19 protein-coding genes are annotated in these 19902 nt (G+C 56.0%); 12 read left to right on the top strand and 7 right to left on the bottom strand.

All coding sequences use genetic code 11. The annotated features are described in order from the left end of the window. Positions 1-4 precede the first annotated feature (4 nt). Genes JXR15_RS12560 through JXR15_RS12540 form a run of 5 tightly spaced genes read left to right on the top strand, consistent with a single transcriptional unit; the run spans position 5 to position 6181 of the window. Positions 5-583, top strand: a complete 579-nt coding sequence (locus JXR15_RS12560; RefSeq protein WP_422053548.1) for a hypothetical protein — start codon at positions 5-7, stop codon at positions 581-583. After that, a complete protein-coding gene (locus JXR15_RS12555; protein WP_422053547.1) occupies positions 580-981 on the top strand; it encodes a DUF6950 family protein in 402 nt (133 codons plus the stop codon). The genes JXR15_RS12560 and JXR15_RS12555 overlap by 4 nt, the downstream gene beginning before the upstream one ends. Beyond that, complete coding sequence (locus tag JXR15_RS12550) at positions 978-5366, top strand: hypothetical protein (protein ID WP_422053546.1); 4389 nt, start codon at positions 978-980, stop codon at positions 5364-5366. Before JXR15_RS12555 ends, JXR15_RS12550 begins: the two co-directional genes overlap by 4 nt. A 1-nt stretch (position 5367) precedes the next feature. Next, the gene (locus JXR15_RS12545; protein ID WP_422053545.1) at positions 5368-5763 is read left to right on the top strand and encodes a hypothetical protein; all 396 of its coding nucleotides are present in this window, start codon (positions 5368-5370) and stop codon (positions 5761-5763) included. Then, the gene (locus JXR15_RS12540; RefSeq protein ID WP_422053544.1) at positions 5750-6181 is read left to right on the top strand and encodes a DUF4376 domain-containing protein; all 432 of its coding nucleotides are present in this window, start codon (positions 5750-5752) and stop codon (positions 6179-6181) included. Before JXR15_RS12545 ends, JXR15_RS12540 begins: the two co-directional genes overlap by 14 nt. A gap of 24 nt (positions 6182-6205) precedes the next feature. Here the strand turns inward: JXR15_RS12540 and JXR15_RS12535 are convergent, their stop codons facing one another. Continuing rightward, positions 6206-6538 (bottom strand): hypothetical protein, encoded by a 333-nt coding sequence (locus JXR15_RS12535; protein ID WP_422053543.1) that lies wholly within the window; start codon positions 6536-6538, stop codon positions 6206-6208. 43 nt (positions 6539-6581) lie between these two features. Between JXR15_RS12535 and JXR15_RS12530 the strand changes: the two genes are divergently transcribed. Together JXR15_RS12530 and JXR15_RS12525 are read left to right on the top strand one after the other, a co-directional pair. Next, positions 6582-7349: a lysozyme gene (locus JXR15_RS12530; protein WP_422053542.1), complete on the top strand. Its 768-nt coding sequence runs from the start codon at positions 6582-6584 to the stop codon at positions 7347-7349. 26 nt (positions 7350-7375) lie between these two features. Further along, positions 7376-7726, top strand: coding sequence for a bacteriophage spanin2 family protein (locus JXR15_RS12525; RefSeq protein ID WP_422053541.1), 351 nt, complete (start codon positions 7376-7378; stop codon positions 7724-7726). A gap of 34 nt (positions 7727-7760) precedes the next feature. Here JXR15_RS12525 and JXR15_RS12520 read toward each other — a convergent pair whose 3' ends face one another. Next, positions 7761-8441, bottom strand: a complete 681-nt coding sequence (locus JXR15_RS12520) for a hypothetical protein (protein ID WP_422053540.1) — start codon at positions 8439-8441, stop codon at positions 7761-7763. A gap of 417 nt (positions 8442-8858) precedes the next feature. Between JXR15_RS12520 and JXR15_RS12515 the strand changes: the two genes are divergently transcribed. From JXR15_RS12515 to JXR15_RS12505, 3 genes are all read left to right on the top strand, one after another. After that, positions 8859-9062 (top strand): hypothetical protein, encoded by a 204-nt coding sequence (locus JXR15_RS12515; protein ID WP_422053539.1) that lies wholly within the window; start codon positions 8859-8861, stop codon positions 9060-9062. A gap of 33 nt (positions 9063-9095) precedes the next feature. Further along, complete coding sequence (locus JXR15_RS12510; protein WP_422053538.1) at positions 9096-9308, top strand: hypothetical protein; 213 nt, start codon at positions 9096-9098, stop codon at positions 9306-9308. Between the two features lie 93 nt (positions 9309-9401). Next, entirely contained in the window at positions 9402-9644 is a 243-nt protein-coding gene (locus tag JXR15_RS12505) for a hypothetical protein (protein WP_422053537.1), read from the top strand. An 863-nt stretch (positions 9645-10507) separates the two neighbouring features. Here the strand turns inward: JXR15_RS12505 and JXR15_RS12500 are convergent. The 4 genes from JXR15_RS12500 to JXR15_RS12485 are packed head-to-tail and all read right to left on the bottom strand — an operon-like array spanning position 10508 to position 14887. Beyond that, a complete protein-coding gene (locus JXR15_RS12500) occupies positions 10508-11629 on the bottom strand; it encodes a calcium:proton antiporter (protein WP_422053536.1) in 1122 nt (373 codons plus the stop codon). Positions 11630-11643: 14 nt separating this feature from the next. Further along, entirely contained in the window at positions 11644-12906 is a 1263-nt protein-coding gene (locus JXR15_RS12495; protein WP_422053535.1) for an MFS transporter, read from the bottom strand. 55 nt (positions 12907-12961) lie between these two features. After that, the gene (locus JXR15_RS12490) at positions 12962-13807 is read right to left on the bottom strand and encodes an efflux RND transporter periplasmic adaptor subunit (RefSeq protein ID WP_422053534.1); all 846 of its coding nucleotides are present in this window, start codon (positions 13805-13807) and stop codon (positions 12962-12964) included. A gap of 6 nt (positions 13808-13813) precedes the next feature. Beyond that, positions 13814-14887 (bottom strand): alpha/beta hydrolase, encoded by a 1074-nt coding sequence (locus tag JXR15_RS12485; RefSeq protein WP_422053533.1) that lies wholly within the window; start codon positions 14885-14887, stop codon positions 13814-13816. Positions 14888-14999: 112 nt separating this feature from the next. On the opposite strand from JXR15_RS12485, the gene JXR15_RS12480 reads away from it, so the two are divergent. After that, positions 15000-16013, top strand: a complete 1014-nt coding sequence (locus JXR15_RS12480; RefSeq protein WP_422053532.1) for a helix-turn-helix domain-containing protein — start codon at positions 15000-15002, stop codon at positions 16011-16013. 215 nt (positions 16014-16228) lie between these two features. Here JXR15_RS12480 and JXR15_RS12475 read toward each other — a convergent pair whose 3' ends face one another. Beyond that, complete coding sequence (locus tag JXR15_RS12475; protein WP_422053531.1) at positions 16229-17155, bottom strand: LysR family transcriptional regulator; 927 nt, start codon at positions 17153-17155, stop codon at positions 16229-16231. A gap of 103 nt (positions 17156-17258) precedes the next feature. Here JXR15_RS12475 and JXR15_RS12470 point away from each other — a divergent pair, with 103 nt between their 5' ends. After that, positions 17259-19694 carry a GcvT family protein gene (locus JXR15_RS12470; RefSeq protein WP_422053530.1) on the top strand — a complete coding sequence of 812 codons (2436 nt, stop codon included), beginning with the start codon at positions 17259-17261 and terminating at the stop codon, positions 19692-19694. Positions 19695-19902: the final 208 nt, after the last annotated feature.

Genomic DNA, 19902 nt, shown 5'->3' with positions numbered 1-19902 from the left:
CATCATGACATTTCCAGCCGTCGCGCGGGGCCCTGTAGTTGCAGAGGCCCTTATCTGGTTTGAAGCCAAGAACCGAGAAACCGATGCCGTCGAAACAGTTGGTCTTTGGACTGGCGCGCGCCACCAGTCTTTCAACATTGATGGACAGACGCGGCAGTACATGGGCGGAGGTGGCGCGTTGAGTGTTGCGCCGCTGATTGCCCAAAAGGGCCTAAACGTGCAGTCACAGACCGTCACGCTTTCTGGCATTGCGGCCGAAGTGGAAATTCTGCTTCGTGGTTATGATGCGCGCCAGGCTCCAGTGCAAATTCACCTCGCACGCTTTGATGCCGGCACAAACAATCTGATCGGTTTGGATCGCGTGTTTCGTGGTTGGTTGGATAAGGCCCCATTGGTGAGTGGCAAGAAAGGCGGGACCGCGACCGTTACGTGCAACCTGGTGTCCACCGCACGCGTATTGACACGGACGCGCCCAACAAAGCGCAGCGATGCAACCCAGAAATTGCAGGCCGGTGATCGGTTTTTGCGTTTCAACACTGTTTCCGGTGCGGTCAAAACCTACGTAGGCATGAAGAAGCAATGAGACTTCCAAATTGGCGCTCTGCGCTGCGTGACTACGTTGAGGACGTGGCGCGCAAGCCCTTTCGCTATGGCACACACGATTGCGCACTGTTTGTGGCAGGGGCGGTCAAGGCGATGACAGGCGTGGATCACGCACGTGGTTGGCGCAGTCAATATCGCAGCTTGGCCAAAGGGCAAAAATTGCTCGCAGCGAAGGGACATCAGGACCACGTGGCCCTGGTCGCCTCATTGTTTGAGGAAATCCCCGTGCTGCGCGCTCAAGTGGGCGACATTGCCGTCCTTGATGGTGACGGTGGCGAGGCGCTTGGAGTGGTGCAGGGGCCCTATGTGTGGGCCGCTGATCCGCATGGCCTGCGCTCTGTTCCATTGATCCAAGCCAAAATGGCCTTCCGCGTATGATCCGTCTCCTAACGCTCGCTTTGGCGCTGGTGCTGGCAGCTGGCCCTGCTCATGCGGCTGCTCTTGCGCCGCTCCTGGCGGGGCTGAAAGCCTTTGCAGGAACTGCCTTTGGCGGCTTTGTCTTAAAAACCGCTGCCTCCTTCGCTTTGAGCGCGGTTGCCGCGGCCTTGAGAGGCAAGCCCAAGCAACAATCGCGCGGTATTCAAACAGAGCATACACTGACGGGAGGTGTGAACCCGGATAGCTTCGTCGTCGGCCACTACGCGACAGCGGGTGTAGCTGTATGTCCGACGCTCACTCATACGGTCGGTGGCACGCCCAACAATAGGGTGACCTACGTTATCGAACTGGGTTGCTTGCCGGTCGAAGGCTTGAGGCGACTGTTTGTAAACGGCGAGCCAGTGACCATCGGATCAAAGGCTCATAGCGACTACGGTTATGAGATCGAGGGTGATTATCAGGACCGCATGTGGATCACGTTCTATGACGGAACTCAGACTGCAGCTGACCCGATGATGCTGGACAAGTATGGCAATGATCCGGACTTCCCCTGGTCAAGGGACATGATCGGGCGCAATCGGCCATATGCAATCATCACTGAGACCTTTGACGCCAAGACATGGAATGGCTTCTCGGCTTTCCGTTTCGAGTTGGACGGCATCAAACTCTATGACGTGCGCAAGGATAGTACCGCGGGTGGGGCAGGGGCGCACCGTTGGGGCAAAGCGTCCACGTATGAGCACAGCACCAATTTGGCGGTGATGGCCTACAACATTAAGCGTGGTGTTGAATTGCCGGGAGGCGATGTTTGGGGGGGCGAGGCGACGGCTGAAGAGTTACCCGTTTCTGTCTGGGCTGCCGCGATGAATGAATGCGATTTAGCAGTCCCGCGTAAGAGTGGCGGTACGGAGCCACAGTATCGCGGTGGCTTTGAGGTGTTTCTGGACCAGGAACCTGCTGCAATCCTCGAAAAGCTGTTGGCCGCTTGTTCTGGCGAAGTGGTTGATGATGGCGGCGTTTGGCACATTCGTGTGGGTCCGCCCTCACTGCCGGTCTACTTCTTTACCGATGGCGATTTGCTGGTGAGTGAAGCGAGCGAGTTGGATCCTTGGCCTGGTCTGTCTGAGACAGTCAATGGAGTTCGAGTGAGTTTCCCAAGCCCTTCTGCCAGTTGGGAAATGGCCGATGCGCCTCCGCATTATAGGAGTGACCTAGAAGCAAAAGACCGCGATCGCCGCTTGGCGACTGAGTTGACGCTTGAGGCTTGCCCATACGATTTGCAGGGACAGCGTCTAGCCCGTGCCTATGTCGAAGACGCGCGCCGTTTCATTCGCCACACGGTTCCTCTGCCATGTGATGCAGCCTTTGTTACACCACTGCAGTGTGTGTCCTGGTCCAGCGAGAGAAACGGTTATCAAGCCAAGCTTTTTGAGGCCACGCGGCGGACAACCGAGTTGCGTGGCCTGCGCAGCCAGTTCGTCCTGCGCGAGCGAGATCCCAGCGACTACGACTGGAGCTCTGATTATGAACTTCCCACTGACTACCCACCAGTAAATCGCACAGCGCCGCCGCCGCTCGTTCTGCCAGGTGTGGGCTTGTCTGCCATTCTGATTGGGGATGCTGAAGGAAGGGGGCGCCGGCCTGCGCTCAGGCTGACGTGGGCACAAGTCGAAGCCTCAAGTGTGTCATGGGAATGCCGGGTCAAAGCCACTGCGGTGATGGTGGCACAGGGTACGAGCGCCGCAGTGGTTTCTGGGGCTGTGGTGTTTAGCGATGGAGTTTTGCCCGAAACAACCTACGAAGTTCGGGCATTGGTCAATCTCGATGGCGCAAGCGATTGGACAGAATGGCTAGAGGCCACCACTGATGCGGTCTACTTGGGAGCAGAGGATATTGCGCCAGCGCTTGTCGAGCGCATCGACAATGCGGCGCAGGCGGCCATTGAGGCTCAAGATGCGGCGGATGTCGTTTCGGCGCAGCACAACGCACTAACGGCGGGCTTCCTCGGCACGTTGAATTCGGCCTTCGCCACTCGTGACGCGATGTTGGCTACTCTGGATGGCGAACTACAATCGCAAGGGAGTGTCTTACAAGCCAGCATCAACGCGGTGTCAGCCACGCTCTCGGATAACTACTACACGATTGCTACGGCCAATGAAGCGATCACAAGCGCTACACAGACACTGCAATCCACTCTGGAAGGCCCTTCTGGCTCGATCGGTTCCCTGAGTGCGCGATTGACGACCGAATATATGACTTCGGCACAGACCGGTGCAGCAATTGCTGCGACGCGGACTAGTTTGGAGGCTTCGATTTCTGAGAACAGCGCCTCAATCGCCAAGATGCAAGGATTGGATGTCACTGATCAAAGCGCCTTCGCCTCTTTCCTCACGCAGATGGGGGTTGCTGCCAACGGTGTGATAGCCGGTGTGTCCAACTTCGGATCAGCTGTCGCAGATATGTTGGGGCGTGCCAGCGCGGCGTACACGTTCCGAGCGGCTGCGGGTCAGAATGAAGCAGAGCTTGAACTGGTTGCGTGGGACAACGTGGGGGGAGGCGGCGCTGCCATCCGAGCTAACGGCGCGCGTTTCATTGCCGAGAAGTCAATCACTACGCCTTTGTTGGTCGTCACGGACCCAACCAATTATGCGCTCGGTTGCGATTTTGAGGATGAAGCAACCCTGCCGTTTGCCCTTGCCAGCGGCATGAAGCTGAACGCAACAGCTTCCAATGTGTTGAACGGAACCAGATCCCTTGAAATAGCAGGGTCAGCTGGCACCGCGACATTCCATCAGACTATCAATGTGTCGCCTGGAGAGAAAATTCGAGCGGAGTTTTGGGCGAAGCGCACGAGTTCCTGGAACGGAACATCAAATACCCGCAAGCTTCGGTTTTTCAATTCAACACCTGGTGCGGGAAACGCATACGTTTCCGCAGTTGGATATGGCGCATCCGACTTGCCCAACACTGCTTGGACACATTTGGAACGGCATTTCACAGTACCTGCTGGATGCACACAGATTGGCGTCCAAGTTTACAATACCGGTACTTCAAACGGAAAAGTGTATTTAGACGACATCCGCATCCGGAAAATGCAGGCGGGAGAATTGGTTGTAGATGGCGCGATCAAGGCACGTCATCTTGATGTGGGGTCAGTCAATGCAGACAAGGTCACGTTCACAAGCGGGGGCAATCTGATTGATGACAGTTCGTTTCTGACGGGAATAAACCGTGTCGGAGTGTACGTCACTGATACGACACTGGAGCGACAAACGTCCGTTTCTCTCCGGGCGGCGGGTGCATCGTGGGCTTCAGCCTCGTTGCCTACCCTGGAAATTAAACAAAGCGGTTCGCACCGGCCGTCGGGCAAATATGTCAGGACCTATCTGAGGCCGCTAGGCTCAGGCAGCAACATAGCCAAGGGCGTGCCATGCTATGGCGGACGATGGTACGAATTCCATGCACGGGTCAGTACACTCAGGTGTGGTGGCAGGCTAAAAATAATGTTTAGGGGACGTGATGGGACGCACATCTCCAGCGCTTTCGTGCCGCTGGAGAACAACAATAGCGGCGTCTCAAATCACCCCGAGCAGTGGAAACTGTACCGAGTCAAGGAGCGGGCACCTTCTGGTGCTACACACTTCTCCTGTGTGATTGAGAAAGACCCTACAAACAGCGGTTCTTCAAACAGCTACGTATTTGTGTTTCAGCCGTATTCCGCGGAAACCTCAGCGCATAGCTCAGAGCCCGCTCCGTATTCTGTTGGTGCCGTGACCAACAACATGAACTCGGACAACTATGTTCCTGGCGTGTCAGGATGGGCGGTTCGAGCTGATGGATCTGCTGAATTCAAAAACATGGTCGTCCGCGACTGGATACAGGTTGGGGCGGGGTCTGATCGCCTCAGTTATGAGAACTTTACGGCACGGGGTTTGGACAACAATCAGGTAGCCGGCTCACTTACTCTGGGACCAATCAGCTCTGACCATATGTGGCATATCGCATTTTCGGGCAGATGGCGACGGCGGTCCCAGTCCTACAGCTGTCAAAGGTCGAGCCAAGATGACTACAACATCTCACGGAGAGCCAAGCGGACGTATATTCAGCTACAGTATCGCACCAAAACTGGCTCAAAGTGGTCGAGCTGGAAAACGGCTTATACGTCCAATGCCTCCGCCTACCACAATTCCAATTGGGTCTACCCTGAGGGCGATCCAACTTTCCACCTGATTGGCAACTACGCAAACGTCGAAGTTCGGGTGCTGGTCCGTACTAACGAAGGCAGCATCGGCTCTACGACGGGATCGCCATCCTGTACTGGAACCAGAGCCACCTATACCAACATTGATGACATCGTCATCCACGCAGAAGCCACGGTGATCTAGGATGCGCTATTTTTTGGAGTTCGATGAAACTGGCACTTACGTGACTGGTGGCGGCTCCGGTCCTGAAGTGCCTGAAGGGTTTGTTGAATGTGATGGCCCGCCTCGTAAGTTTCAGGGGCACTATTTGAACACAGAGGGCCTGCTTGTACCTCGGAAGCAGACCCCAAGTCTGGTGCAGATTGATGGTGGTTGGTCCATTACATTTGACGAGATTCTGTACGTTCAAGTTCGTGACGATAAGCTGGGTCATGTGCTGTTTCATAGGGATGCAGCGGACCCAAGTGACTCCCCTTTTGAGTTCGAATTTGACGCAGGAACCTATTGCGTAGAAGCGCATTATCCGCTGCCGGCTCTGCCCACTTCGCAGACAATAGAGGTGGCCAATGATCAAGATTGAACGTGTCGCTGAAAGCAGCCTTGTTGAACGCAGCGAGAAGCGCCAGGAAGAGAATAGGGCGGTTACAGTTGAGCGAGATCGTCGGATCGCTGCTGGCTTTTCCTTCAATGGTCATCGCTTTGACTTTGACGCGGACAGCGTGGCCAACATCACCGGCGCGGGAGCTTCCGCGGGCATCGCAGTTGCGCTGGATGCCGAGTTAGGTGACTTGCGTTGGGCCGATGCGGATACAGACTTCGTGTGGATCACAGCCGACAATATGAGTGTCGAAATGGATGCTAACACTTGCTTTGAATTCAGTCAGGCGGCAATGGCGCACAAGCGGTCTCATATCTTCGCGGCCCGGGCTTTGAAAGACTTGGATGAGCTTCCCGCAGATTGGCGGGCCGACACTCATTGGCCGCCGGTTTCAACATGACGTCGAATGACCTTTTTTCAAAGGCTATCTCCCATTCGCCCCGGTTGCAGCAGCATCAAGAAAAGGAACACCGCAGAAATGGACATTAAAAGCCAGTTTTCGCCAGATGAACACGCGGCCCTTCATTCGCTTGCCGAGATGTTTGAGGACAAGGAGAGTCGGGACGAACTTCGCCGGCTTGTGCAGGATGGAACCACATTGCGTGAGATCATTCTTGCCTACAAAATCAATGGCCGAGTGATCTCCAAGTTGAGAACTATAGGCGGGCTTGTAGTGCTCGCTGGCGGCACTGTTGCCGCGCTCAAGGGCCTCAATCTTTGGCCTAAATAGAAACAACCGACCAAAAACCGAACTCACGTTTGCCCGCCTTTGAGCGGGCTTTTTTTTATGGAGTAATGCAATGAAACTTGTGAACGGATGGGGCCGCGAGTTGCGCCTCTCATACACTGCTATTGCCTTTTATGTTCTGGCTGCCCTCACGGTCCTACCCGACCTGATCTACTGGCTGTTCGGGACCGATACCAATCCTGCTTTGTGGTCGGCTTTGCAGCTGATGGTCATTGCATTGGGCATTATTGGGCGGGTGGTCTTGCAAACTCGCGAGGGTGCTTGGAAGCGGCGAGCAACTCTTGCGGTGGTCGTGTTGCTCACAGCGCTCCTGTCTTCTCAGGCCATGGCTCAAACCAGCGAGCGCGCCACCATGCGCGTGTTGGTGCCGCTTGTGATCCACTGGGAGGGGGAACATCGCTGCGGCGATGATCCGGCCCTGCATTGCGCCTACGTGGACATCGTGGGTGTGCCGACGCTTTGCTATGGCGAAACCAAAGGCGTGCGGCTTTGGCAACGGGCCACGGGTGCAGAGTGCCGTGCGATGTTGGAGCAGCGCCTCACGGGCGATTTCCGAGCCGGTCTGCATGGGTATTTCACCTACGACACCCGCGCAGAGCGCCTGACGCCGGAACGGGACGCGGCTTTTGTCTCGCTGGCCTACAACGTGGGTATTCGCGGGGCAGGGCGCAGCACCGCCACGCGCCGTCTGAATGCGGGTGACATCGCCGGCGGCTGCAAGGCGCTGACCTGGTGGAACCATGCCGGAGGTAGAATTGTGCGCGGACTAGTGAACCGGCGGGCGCATGAATACCGGTTGTGCATGAAGGGCGTGGGCTAGTGCATACGAGACGGGCTGCATTAGCTATGCTGATCGTGGTCCTTTTATCCTCCTGCGGCGGCGCGGGGGCCTTAAAGCTGCTAGCCGGTGGCAGTCCAAACGTTGCCGCCAATGTCCAGGCGGGCAAGATCAATTCCCAGACAATAGGTGAAACGGAAATCAAAAACCAAAGAATCCGCCAAACCACCGCCCGCGATATTCGTCAAACCAGCGACACCAATCAGGTGCGTGCGGACAAGGTGGAGCGAATTGTCGTAAATGAACAGCCGATTTGGCTCTGGATAGCTCTGATCTTTGCCTTGTTCTTGGATAGCCCTTTGCGCTGGCCTCAACAGGCGTTCAGGGCATCTCAATACTTCCGCCAAAAACCGCGCTGACCTCACAGGTGGGTAAGCTTACGGGGGCTCTTTGTCACCAAGGCAAGTCCTCTCTGGACATGCCGGTCAAAGGGCCGCACCGAAGCGAACCGACCTTCCCGCCGTTGGGGAAATACACACAGGTCAAGTTGGTTGATTCTTCAAAAAAAACGTACTTCCCGCACTTCTTATTGGGTGCTACAGGGCCGAGCTCGATTTCGAGAATACACACCTCTGGACTGGAATCATAATCTTCGTTTTCAAGAACTTGCACCCACATGAGGAGCCGTTCCTGATCGAGGTTTGGGGTCGAAACAGAGCCAAGGTTTTTGAAAAATTGGGGAGAGGTGGGCTGGAACTTGTCTCCAGCCGGCGTGTTTCCGGTCCTTGCCCACGCTTGTTTGTTGGCGTCAGAAATTGTCACACCAGTTCCTGCCTGCAGGGCGTCCAAGGCAAACACTCTGGCAGGATATGAGTCTTCGTTGTCTTTTTCATAGTCACCGGAAAGGATCGTGAGGCTTATACGTGCAAGTTCCAGATCAATCTCTCGGTCCTTATTGTGGAAGTTCAAGTAAGACCCTCCAAAAGCCACAAGGCCGCCAATTAGCCCACCTAAGACAAAGTTGAAGTAGGCGACGCGCTTCTTTGCGTCGGCGTCTGCCTTGTGGTGTAGGGTTTGCTCCTTTGTTTGAGCAAGTTTTAGCTCCGCAATTCTCAGGTCATTCTCGTCGGCCATGATCCGCCCTTGAAAATCAAGCAATAAACGGTTGAAACGCTACCACTGCGGATCTTGCTCTGTAAACACTCTGGCTTCTTTGCGGACCGTTAGAGTGTGGCCCAATTGGCATGGTTCGGAACATACTCTGGCACGAAAGCTTGTTCCCAAGCCCGATGGCATAGGCGTTCTGTCCCCACTCAGGCTTTGTTCCCGCTGGCGTAACGGGCGTGCAGGGGTGACTAGCGTCTTGGCGAAGACAATACGTAGGCTCAGGTATGGAAAACCTGACTACATAACGTGAACGTCAGGCGAACAAAGGGCGCACGATTAACCGAATCTTAATTGATTTACTTAAAATTGTAATGGTCGGCTCTTTCGCGGGGCAAAATTAAAAGGGTGAAAGAGGCCTTCACGTTAACAAGTGAGGAACTCCCAATGACTTCCAAGGTATTACCAGACGGCGACAATTTTCGTGTTCTCGGAAAAGCTGAGAACGGGGATGTTGTGAAGGAAATAGAAGATATCTTCACCATGACGAAACAGCAGCGTTTTGCCAAGTTGGCCCAAGAACTCAAGGACGAACTTGGCATCGAGGTTGAGAGCGGCACCGCCGACGCTCATTTGCGAGTGGTAAAATAGCTGACCAATCAAGGCAACTGGGGAGGAAGAGGTATGTCTAAGTTTCGATTTAGCGCCTCTTCGGGACAGGAGGCGGTGCTGGAGCGCCGCCTCCGCAGTTGGATAAATCGGTTGGGCGACGATGATGGTACTGACCTTGATACGTTGCTGGGCATCTATACGGACATGCGTGAAACCTATGAACAGCTTTTCAACTGCAGTCCGGATCATGTGCCCGTGAACTATGATCGCCCACCGACCAATTGACTTGCCTTGGCCGGTAACAGTAGCCTATCGTGTTCTTGATTATATTGTGATCTTTTAAAGAGTTACAGCTGCGGTTGCAGCAGGAGGGTTCAAATGTCCGTTTCAAACGAAGTGTCTTTTGATCGTGTGGTTATTCACCTCGATGACGTCCACAGATGGATGAAGCAGCTGCAGCTGGTACCCGGATTTGAGAAAAACTGCCGTCTCAAGGATGTTTGTTCTGACATCTCTGACACAGTGGACGCGGCTCGAGTTGAGTTGTTGCTATGGGACGCAAATCACGAGGCGGAGGAAATCGCGCGGAATAGCAGCGCTTTCGAAATTCGTCTTGCTTAGACGTTCATAAAGTTCGGATCAAAACCAAGCCGACAATCCGACGTCCTTGGACCGTGTTTCCGACAGAATCAGGAAGTTGGGGGCGAACGTGTAGCGTGTTGTCGCGCCGGTTTGGGTTTGGAGATTTGGAAGCGACAGCCTTTCTTCGCCCACCAATGATTCTGTGGTTCTTGGAGTTTTGGTCAAGAAATGCGATACTGGACGAGAAGTGATCGTTCAGGTGAATTGAACGCTTTTTCAACGCATTGGGACCGCCATCTCTCTGAAAAAGTTGTGTTTCGGCATGCTCTCCTTGGGCACCACATATCCGCATTAATGTATTGATTTTGAAAATAAAAATTGGCGACTTGAAGTTTCAAGCCACCATCTGAGCCACCTTTTGGCTTTCGCTGGGATCACGCTTCTTAAATCAAACCCTCCAGCTCTGCGGCCATCAAGTGAGGCGTGAAATGCTCATTGTCGCCGAGCTTGTAATTCTTCAGCGGCTCTTACTTCATCTAGTTACTTCAACCTGGTGAACATTGGACGTTCGCAGCCCGTACTGCTTGCTTCGATAACTCACGGGTGGTGATACCTACCACATTGATCGAGAAGCCGCCGTTAGATGTCTGTGCATGGTTGTTGCCTGAATTTGAGGAAAGCAGCCAACCAAAAGAGAAATACTCCAGATTCAGTGCTGCGGAAGCGGTCAAAGTCGGTTATGCGCAGATAGCGGACTTTGCAAAGTTCCGCAGACGGCCCATAGCGGACCTTCACGCGCCAGACAGTAAAGGTCCGACTTGGCGGGTATCAAATCGGTCTCCAGCGAGCCCTCTATTGAGCGGCTGCGTTTTGAGATCACGCAGCGCACCTTAGACTCACGGTCATGCGTCAAATATCAAAAACACATAGGTCATGAAAGCGGCCAGATGCACGACGCCCTGAAGTGCATTGGTGCGGGTGCCTACAAAGGTCAGGATGCTGATCCCCATTGTCAGCGCCAGGAGCACGATTTCCGCCCCGCCGAGCCCAAGTTCAATGGGAAGTCCAACAAAATGCGCTGCAATCAGCACAGCGGGCACCGTCAGACCGATTGTTGCCAAAGCTGACCCCAGACAGATGTTCACGGCCCGTTGGAGTTTGTTGGCCCGCGCAGCATCCAGTGCAGCGAGAGCTTCCGGTGTCAGGATCATGGCTGCCACCAGAAAGCCACCCAGCGCGACGGGGGCGCCAAATTCCAGCAATTTGAAATCAACAAAAAGCGCCAGTTTTTTGGACATCAAAACCAAGGGCAACATCGCCAGCACCAACCAAAGAACATGGAAGCCGATGCTCTTCGTTTCCAGATGATGTACATTTGAGCCGCCAGTGGTTGGCAGGTCTTCCTCAGGCTGTCGAAAAATCTCGGGCTTGCCGGCGGTTTGGTAGACAAGGAAAATCCCGTAAAGCACCACGGACATGGCGATCATGAAGACGGTCTGCAAAGCCGACAGACCACCGCCCGGCGCGGATGTGGTGAAGCTTGGCAAGACAAGGCTGACGATAGCCACAGGCAGCAGCACCACAAGGTAGGCATTGGCGCCCGAGAGGTTAAACACCTGCAGACCGTGCCGCAGCCCCCCAATGAGCAGGCTGAGACCAACCAAGCCGTTCATGACAATCATCAGCACGGAAAACATCGTGTCGCGGGCCAGCGTCGGGTTGTTGTCCCCGGTCAGCATAACAGCGGTGATCAGAGCCACCTCGATGCCAATCACCGACAATGTCAGGATCAACGTGCCATAAGGCTCGCCAAAGATGACGGCCAGGCACTCAGCGTGGTGCACCACGCGGAAGACCGCGGACAGCATCACCCCAAAAATACCGCCCAGCAAAAGCCAGGACATGCTGGAGCCCATGGCCGTTGGCTTGATGAGGTCGCCAGCGAAGCTCAAGGCAATAAATACCAACCAGATCAGCAGAGTGGCCTTTTCCGCGCGAAAGAAGTTTGTGGAGGGGGTGGTCATCATGGTTTCCTACCTTACCGTTTCTGAGTGGGGACGGATTTGAGGCTGTTGGTTTCGGTCGGCTTAAAGTGGGTTTGTTCTGCTCTGGCTGCCGGGGCCACTGTTTTGATCCTGAGAGCGGTGAAGAGCACGAAGGCTGCCATCGCAACAACAAGCATCCACCCCATGGCCGCATCACCCAAGACCGCTGAAAGCGCGCTGGTCATGAGGGGCCCAGCGATGCCGCCGATGGTGAAGACAAACAGCATTGTGACGGCGCTGGACGCGACGTAGACGGGCACAGTGCGGTCCATCGCATGGGCCAAAAGCAGCGAGTAGAGGGTGAGCATCGAGCCGCCCAGCAGGACCAATCCGGCAAGCATGGCAATGTAGAGCGGCGTGCCGACGATGGCAGCATGACGCACGCCGTCGCCGGTGGCAAAGGTGGCAAAAGCTGCAAGCGCGGCGGTAGCGATTGTTGCGGTCACGACAATGACGCGGCGCCGATCCATGCGGTCGGACACAAATCCAAGCGGATAGAGAAAAAGAATACGCCCGACGTAGATCGCAGCGATGCCGATGGCGACATCCGCAGCATCAATGCCAATGACCGCCGCCCGATATGGCACAACATTCATAAACACGGTTGACACGATGCCGACGGTGAGCGCGCCAAAGGCGGCGGTTGGCGCGTCTATAAACAGCGCTTTGAAACGTACATTTGCGCGTTCTTTGCCCTCGGGCGGCGTGCTGGGAGTGGCAGCGATCACCACAATGGCCAGACAGTAGAGCAGGGACATCAGCACAAAGGACTGGTTCAGGTCGTCGGGTGTCACGATGACGAGAATCTGACTGAGAACCGACATCAACCCGAGGATAATGGCAAACACGGCAAGCAGGCGACCGCGCGATTGTTCTTCGACGGTTTCGCTGATCCAGGCGTCACCGATGGCAAACAGACCTGCGGTTGCAACGCCGGTCATCAAGCGCACGATGAGCAGCGTGGGCTCGTGGTCGGTCACAGAGAATAGCAGAGCGGCAGCAGTACAGATGGCCGCCGCCGCGGAAAACGCACGAATATGCCCGATGCTGGTGATCCAGCCTGCAATGAAAAAACAGCCGATCAGGAACCCCAACGAATAGGCGGCAGGTGCCAGCGCTGCAATTTCCTGAGACGCGCCGGTTTGGGCAAAATAAAGCGCGACGATGGTGCCTGAAGCCGCGGTCACCAGCTGTATCGCCGCGACCGCGATGAACAGGTATTTAAGTGTGTGGATTTGATCGCTGAACCGGGCCATACGGCTGCTCCTGCAGAAAGAGGGAAAGTGGGCCGCGCCGGGTGCGCGACCTGGTTTAGTTTGGCAGGCTGACTTTGACGTCGACGTTCAAGCCGGGAATGAGGCCGCGCTCAAGGTTTGGGATTTCGGCCCAGATACGTAGGGTTTCCTCCCCAACCAGCACGCTTTCAGAAAAAAGCACGCGGCCACCCTGCGCCAGTGGCAAAGCGTCACCGGGCAAATGCACGTCGATCTGAAAGCGCTCCATCAACACGCTCAATCCCTCTGGCGTCGACTGGTCCAGCGCGATCAGGGAGTTATACGGCATGCCGTATACGACGCGGACCGTGTCGGTGTGCACAATCTGTGCCAGCGCTTGACCGTTTTCGATGTCCAGATAGGTGCCCACCTGTTTATGGGCGAGACCAATTTGCCCAGAAATCGGCGCCCTGATCTGCGTCGAGGCCAGCTCAAGCTCCGCCAATGCGCGGTGCGCCTGTGCCTCTTGCAGCGCCACCTTGGCCAGGATCAACCGGTCCATTGCGTCCTGAACGGCCTGTTCAGACACTGCATCGCGCGTGCCAAGTTTCGCCAGCCGTTGCGCCTCGGCCTCTGCTGTTGTCAATTCGGCCTGCCGCCGGTTTTCGACCGCCAGACTGGCCGCGAGTTTTTGTTCATAAGCTGCGGAGGCAATTTCAAACAACAACTGGCCTTTCTCAACAGTGTCGCCCGGCTTGAAATGCACCGCCGTGAGGATGCCGCGCACCGAATTGGCCACCAGAGCGCTTTCACTGGGCTCAATCCGTCCGGTAAAGGCCTCCGCTGCAAGCATTTTGGTGAAGTCTGTCGCAGGCTCTGCGTGGGCAATTTGGGTTGCCAAAAGGCCAGACAAAAGAAGTGGGAGTTTCGCAAAAACAGTCATGTCGGGTCACTCCAGATGCAGGTCAAAGAAGGTGTTGAGCTCACGCCACGCATCATGCGTCTCCGGTGCGTTCACAAAGAAACCCGCCATATAGTCACCGTGGGACTGCCCATCATAGACGTGCAGATCGGCGACAACTCCTGCCGCGCGCAAGGCGCGATGCATGCGCACGGTGTCGCTCAACAAAAGGTCACGTGTGCCGGTTAGAAGAACCGTCGGCGGCAGATCGTCCAGATTGGCGTAGATCGGGGACAGGCGCGGATCAGTCATGTCAGTTCCGCCGGAATAAAGGTCAAATGTACCTTCAATCACCCCCTCGCGGGCGCCAAGGGGATCGAGGCCCTGCAAGGTGATCCAGCTGTCCGACGTCTGCGCCAGATCCACAGCGGGTGTGCCGGCCATAACGGCACCGGGCAACGGGACACCCATGTCGCGCAGTTGCAAAACCGTCGACAGCGTCAGGTTGCCCCCAGCAGAGGTGCCAAACATCGCAACCTTGGCTGGGTCATGGTCCTTGATAACCTGCTGCCATACGGCGATCACATCGTCTGTTGCCGCCGGAAACGCATGCAGCGGTGGGCGGCGGTAATCGACAGACACCACCTCAACACCTAAACCATGCGCCATCCAGATCGCCTCGGCCATGGCGGCCTCGCCCCCATTAAACACAAACGCGCCGCCGTGTACGTGCACAAAAACGGCGCCTTCCCACCGAGGATCAATGTTGGTTGGCGTGACACGGTAGGTGGTCACCCCTGCCACATTCTCGACGGCAAATTCCGCGCCGGTCATCTCAAGCAAAGTTGCGACCCCGTGCAGGGAGGCAGCGTCAAATTCAGCTTGCAAAGCAAGCCATTGCTCGGTGGAGGATGGCGTCTCCGCATGCATATCAACTTGACGGCTGCCGATGAGCCCGGCCATTTCCGGGGACACACCCGCAGGCACCGGTACGGTCCGTGCCGTCATTGGCAGCCCTTCACTCACATTGGGTGCCTTGTCGGCCGTGGCGATCGCGGGCACCGAAAGAGCCGCAATCAGGGCGCTAGTCAGAGCAACTTTCAGAAGGGAACGTCGTTTCATCTTTGGTCTCCAACTCTCAGTTTGGGCTGTTCGTCTCTCGGAGCTGAAGGTAATTTTCGGGCGGCGGTATCGCCACTTCCAAAAGTGATCATTTCACGACAAACTGCCCGTCATGGACACGGTTTTGCAAAGCACCTTGGCGTTTCGCCCTACGCTTCAACAGCTTGACCAAATCGCGTCGCCACGGGTGTCCGAACATGCACTGAAAGAAGCCGGGCTGTCCCGAGCAGTCATGGAAGGCCCGCCCGTGTTCATCCCCTTTCGGCTTCAGGCACGGTTCATGCAGGCCGCCAGCTTAAAGCTCTCGGAAAAACACATCGGCGCCTATATCACGCAAGACTTCAGCTACGCCGCTTTTGGGGCCTACGCAGACTATGTGCTCGGCGCGCCGAAGCTGGATGTGGCGCTGACGCGGGCGGAAAAAATCCTGCCGTTTCTGCAAAGAGGGTCTGTTTTGCGCACGCGCGTGGCCGGAGACCATTTTGTACTTGGGTTTGACACCATGCTCGGCGGCACCGCCGGCGCAAATCTGATCGATCAGGACCTGCCGTTTGTGCTGCAAAGTGTGGTGCGCGAGTTCTGCGGACCCCGATGGCGCCCCAGTTGGGTGGAGCTGCCGGAGATGCACCGTGGCACCGAAACCGCGCTGCAATACATCTACAATGTCGAAGTGCGCGTCGGTGGATCCGCCGCCAGCATTGCGATCCCTTTGTCAGACATCGAAACCCCTAATCCGCGGACAACCGACGCGCGGCTTGAGATGACCTTGGCAGGCATCCGGGATGTGCGGTCCCGCCAAACACCCTCCACCACCAAAGAGGTGGTTGAAAATGCCTTGCGCGCGCAACTCGCCATGGGGCACGCCGACATTGAAACGGTGGCGTCCACGTTAGGCATCAGCGTGAGAAAGCTCCAACGGCAGCTCTCTGTGGAGAACATCAGTTTTAAAGAGATACGGGTCGCCGAACAGACAGACCGCGCCAGATCGCTGCTATCAGGAACTGATCTTTCCGTCGCTGAGGTAGCCTTCAATCTTGGGTTCAGCGAGGTCAACAGCTTCCGCCGCACATTTGCCGGCTGGTTTGGTATTTCCCCAACTAAGTTTCGCAAATTGAGCGGTGCGTAAGTAACATGGCCTACTTGGAGCGGACATTGGCGATAACCGCAGCGAAAGTCAGCTCTCCGCCCAAAGTGATTAGGTCAGCTACCGGCCCAAAGCGGTCGCTGATCCATCAAACAGCAAATGGAAGCTACGCCCTCAAAGTATTGAATGCAGAACGATCTACAAATGTTCGGGATGCCGCCTTTCTGGAAACCACGGTGTGGCGTTTTTGCGGCGCATCAAGCCATAGAAACAGTCAAGTTCGCGCTCGTCGGCCCGTCAAAAAATGTAACGCAGCTTTCAACGAAAGTCTGAACCAATTTTCGCTTCGGTCCTGGCGAAAACCCAAGTGAGAGCGTGACGCCGCAGCTATGGTCCTGGATCGGTAGTATCCGGATATCTGGTCCTGCATAAGTCGGCAGGTCCCATGGTTTCATGTTCAAAAGAGAAATCCCGACTTTCGAGGCGACGAGCGACCGGACCATTTCCGTAGAATTGGCAGTTGCCACAATGTGAAGTTCTCCGCCGTTCTGTTCGAGCAGATCCAAATAGTACCCGCGTGCGGCCGGTCGATCCAACAGTATCAGCCTTTCGGCGACAATTTGGGAAACGGTGACCGTCGCATGCTGAGCAAGCAGATGGTCCGTGGGACACAGGCAATAGGTGGGTGCATAGATAAGCGGACGCGTCTCGATCTGCAGGTTGGGCAGTTCTTCGACGAACAGGATCACGTCGAATTGCCCGTCAATCAAACCGGTCTGAACTGAATTGTTATCCCCTTCGGTTAGGGTAAACGTCACGCCGGGATTGGCTTCCTGCATCTGCGCGGCCAGATGCGGTAAAAACGCCGGTGCAATCGGCGCGTTGTAACCAATTCTCAGATTCCCAGAGATGTCTGAGTGAAGATCGGAAACGCTCGTGAGCAATTCGTCGTAGCGCTCCAGCAAGTCATCGATACGCCTTCCAACATCGCGGCCTGCAGCGGTCGGAAAGATGCCTTTGGCCCGAGCGCGCGTGACCAGCGCCATACCGAACACAGCTTCGGCCTGATCTAATGCGGCCGCGATGGCTGATGGAGTGACATGTGTGACCTCAGCAGCGCCCGTGATGCTGCAATGTTTTAGGGCGGCCTGTACGTACCGCATGGCGCGAAGAGAAAGTGTCACGTGATAACCTCAGAATTTCTGAGGTTATACCCATAATAAAAAGAATTTTCAAAGTATGACGCGTTTGTCAGGGTGATTGCGGCAACAGGTAGAGGAGCCCAGCATGAAGCCCAGGACTAAAGTAGTCGTCATCGGTGGCGGCATCGCGGGCTGCTCAACCCTATATCATCTCACGCAGGAGGGGTGGTCCGATGTGGCCTTGGTCGAACGGGATGAACTGACGTCCGGCACGACATGGCATTCGGCAGCGCAGGTCACGAACTTTGGCATGACCCAGACGATGGTGGGCCTCAAGTCCCACTCCATCGCTCTTTATAGGAAGCTTCGGGACGATCCGGAGTATCCCGTCGGTTATCATCACGGCGACGGCGGTATTCGCTTGGCCAACACCGAAGAGCAGATGCAAGGCTATCGCCACTTCGCGTCGATGGCACGGGGCATGGGCGTGGAATACGAGGTGATCGACGCGGAAGAATGCGCGCGTCGCCACCCGCTCATTTCCACCCAGAACCTTCTGGGCGGCCTATGGGATGGCGAAGACGGTGATATCGATCCCGCCCAGCTCTGCCAGGCGCTTGCCTTTCATGCCCGCAAAGCTGGGGCAGAGGTTTATCGCAACACGCCTGTCACCGGCCTGACACAGCGCAAGGACGACACCTGGACTGTACACACGGAGCACGGAGACATTGATTGCGATATCGTGGTCAATGCAGGCGGCTACCGCGTGAACGAGATCGGCGCGATGATGGGGGTGCAACATCCCGTAGCATCGATGGAACACCAGTATTTCGTGACCGAAGATATTCCCGCCATCGCAGAGGCCCGTCATCGTATGCCTCTGCTACGGTGCCCAATCTCCGACTACTATTCCCGCCAGGAAAAAAACGGTCTTCTCGTCGGCTTCTACGAACAGAATTGTAAAACATGGGGTTTAGACGGGATCAGCCACAGCTTTTCGAACGACCTGTGTCCTGATGATCTTGACCGCGTAATGGACGTGCTGGAAGGTGCGTTTGAACGTATGCCCGTCTTGACGGAGGTTGGGATAAAACGGGTTGTGAATGGCCCGATCACCTACACAATAGACGGTGCGCCTCTCGTTGGCCCGATCCCCGGCAAACGCAATGCCTTCTGCATCATCGGTTTGCGGGCCGGGCTGGGCGAAGGGGGCGGTCATGGGTGGCTTCTGGCACAGCAGATCGTGCATGGCGAAGCGTGCTATGACACCTGGGTGATCGACCCGCGCCGGTTCACCGGCCATGCGACGGTTGAGCTCACCTCCCTCAAGGCAATCGAGGATTACCAGAACGAATTCCGATTTCATTTCCCGCACGAACACCGCCCCGCTGGACGCAATGCGAAAACAACGCCCCTGACGCCTGTTCTGGCCGCCGAAGGCGCGGAGTTTACCGTGGTGAATGGGTGGGAGCGCGTTGACTACATTAAACCTTCGCCTGACTTCCACCCGTCTTTCAGCTTTGATTTCGATGAAGCCTTTGAGGTGGTCGCCTCAGAGGTCAAAATAGTGTCGACGCAGGTCGGCATGGCAGAAGTCAACGGCTTCAACCGCATCGAGATCACCGGAAAGGACCGCCACGGTTTTCTTGATCGCATAATGTGCGGAACCGTTGCCAAACGCGAAGGCCGAGTGGGATTGGGATATCTGCTGAACCATCACGGATGTGTCAAAGCAGAAGCGACGGTGGCCAACCTGCCTGCATCCGATCGCGGGCCGATCCGGGTTTGGTACGGATCTGCCGCGGCTTCGGAATACCATGACATGGATTGGCTTAGGGCACATCTGGATCCCAGGGAAGATGTTCAGCTTCGCAGCCTCACCAATGATTACACGATATTGGTTCTGGCGGGGCCAAATGCGCGCGCCGTGCTCTCCGAGTGCGCGCGCGGCGACTGGTCACGAGCGGCGTTCCCGTGGCTTTCGGTGCGCGAATGTTTTGTAGGGTTTGCACCTGCAGTGGTGATGGGCGTCAGCTTTTCGGGAGAACTGGCATATGAAATCCACGTGCCAAACGCATCGCTTTATGCCGCCTACCTTGCTTTGCGCGAGGCCGGGAAAGCGCATGGTTTGCAACTCTTCGGCGCGCGCGCCATTGATTCCATGCGCATGGAAAAAGGCTTTCTGCACTGGAAAGCAGAACTCATTACCGAATTCGACCCGTTCGAGACGGGCCTGTCGCGGTTCGTCAAACTGGACAAGCAGGATTTCATCGGCAAAGAGGCACTGCTGAAACGACAGGCCGCCGGACCGCAAAGCAAACTGGTCACCCTTAAGATCGACACGACCCGCGCCCCGGCCCACCCGGGCGCATCGCTCATGCAAGGCAACACAGCGGTTGGCACCATCACGTCCGGCGACTATGGCCACCGTGTCGAAATGAATCTGGCCTATGCCTTTGTGAAACCCGATTTTGCCGCTGTCGGATCATCGCTCCAACTTGACTTGTGCGGTGAGCGCATTGTTGCGCATGTTATCGAACCTTCGCCATTCGATCCCAAGTTCGAACGCATGCGGGGTTGAATTGTCCCTCAAAAACTTTTTCAAGGCAGCTACTGGCGGAACCGCGGCGAACTCACACTTCGCCCCACATATCAGTCGTTCACACGGCTCGCGGCGAAAGTCCGCTGTCCGCCCAAAATGATTAGGTCAGCTAACGGTCCAGAGCTGCCGTCGGTGCAACTTGTGGTACACGGCGGCACATAGCCGACACTTACCAATGCCTCATGGC

This window comes from Shimia sp. (genome assembly GCF_049116215.1).
GTDB lineage: Bacteria > Pseudomonadota > Alphaproteobacteria > Rhodobacterales > Rhodobacteraceae > Shimia.
This window is presented reverse-complemented; position numbering and strand designations above follow the sequence as displayed.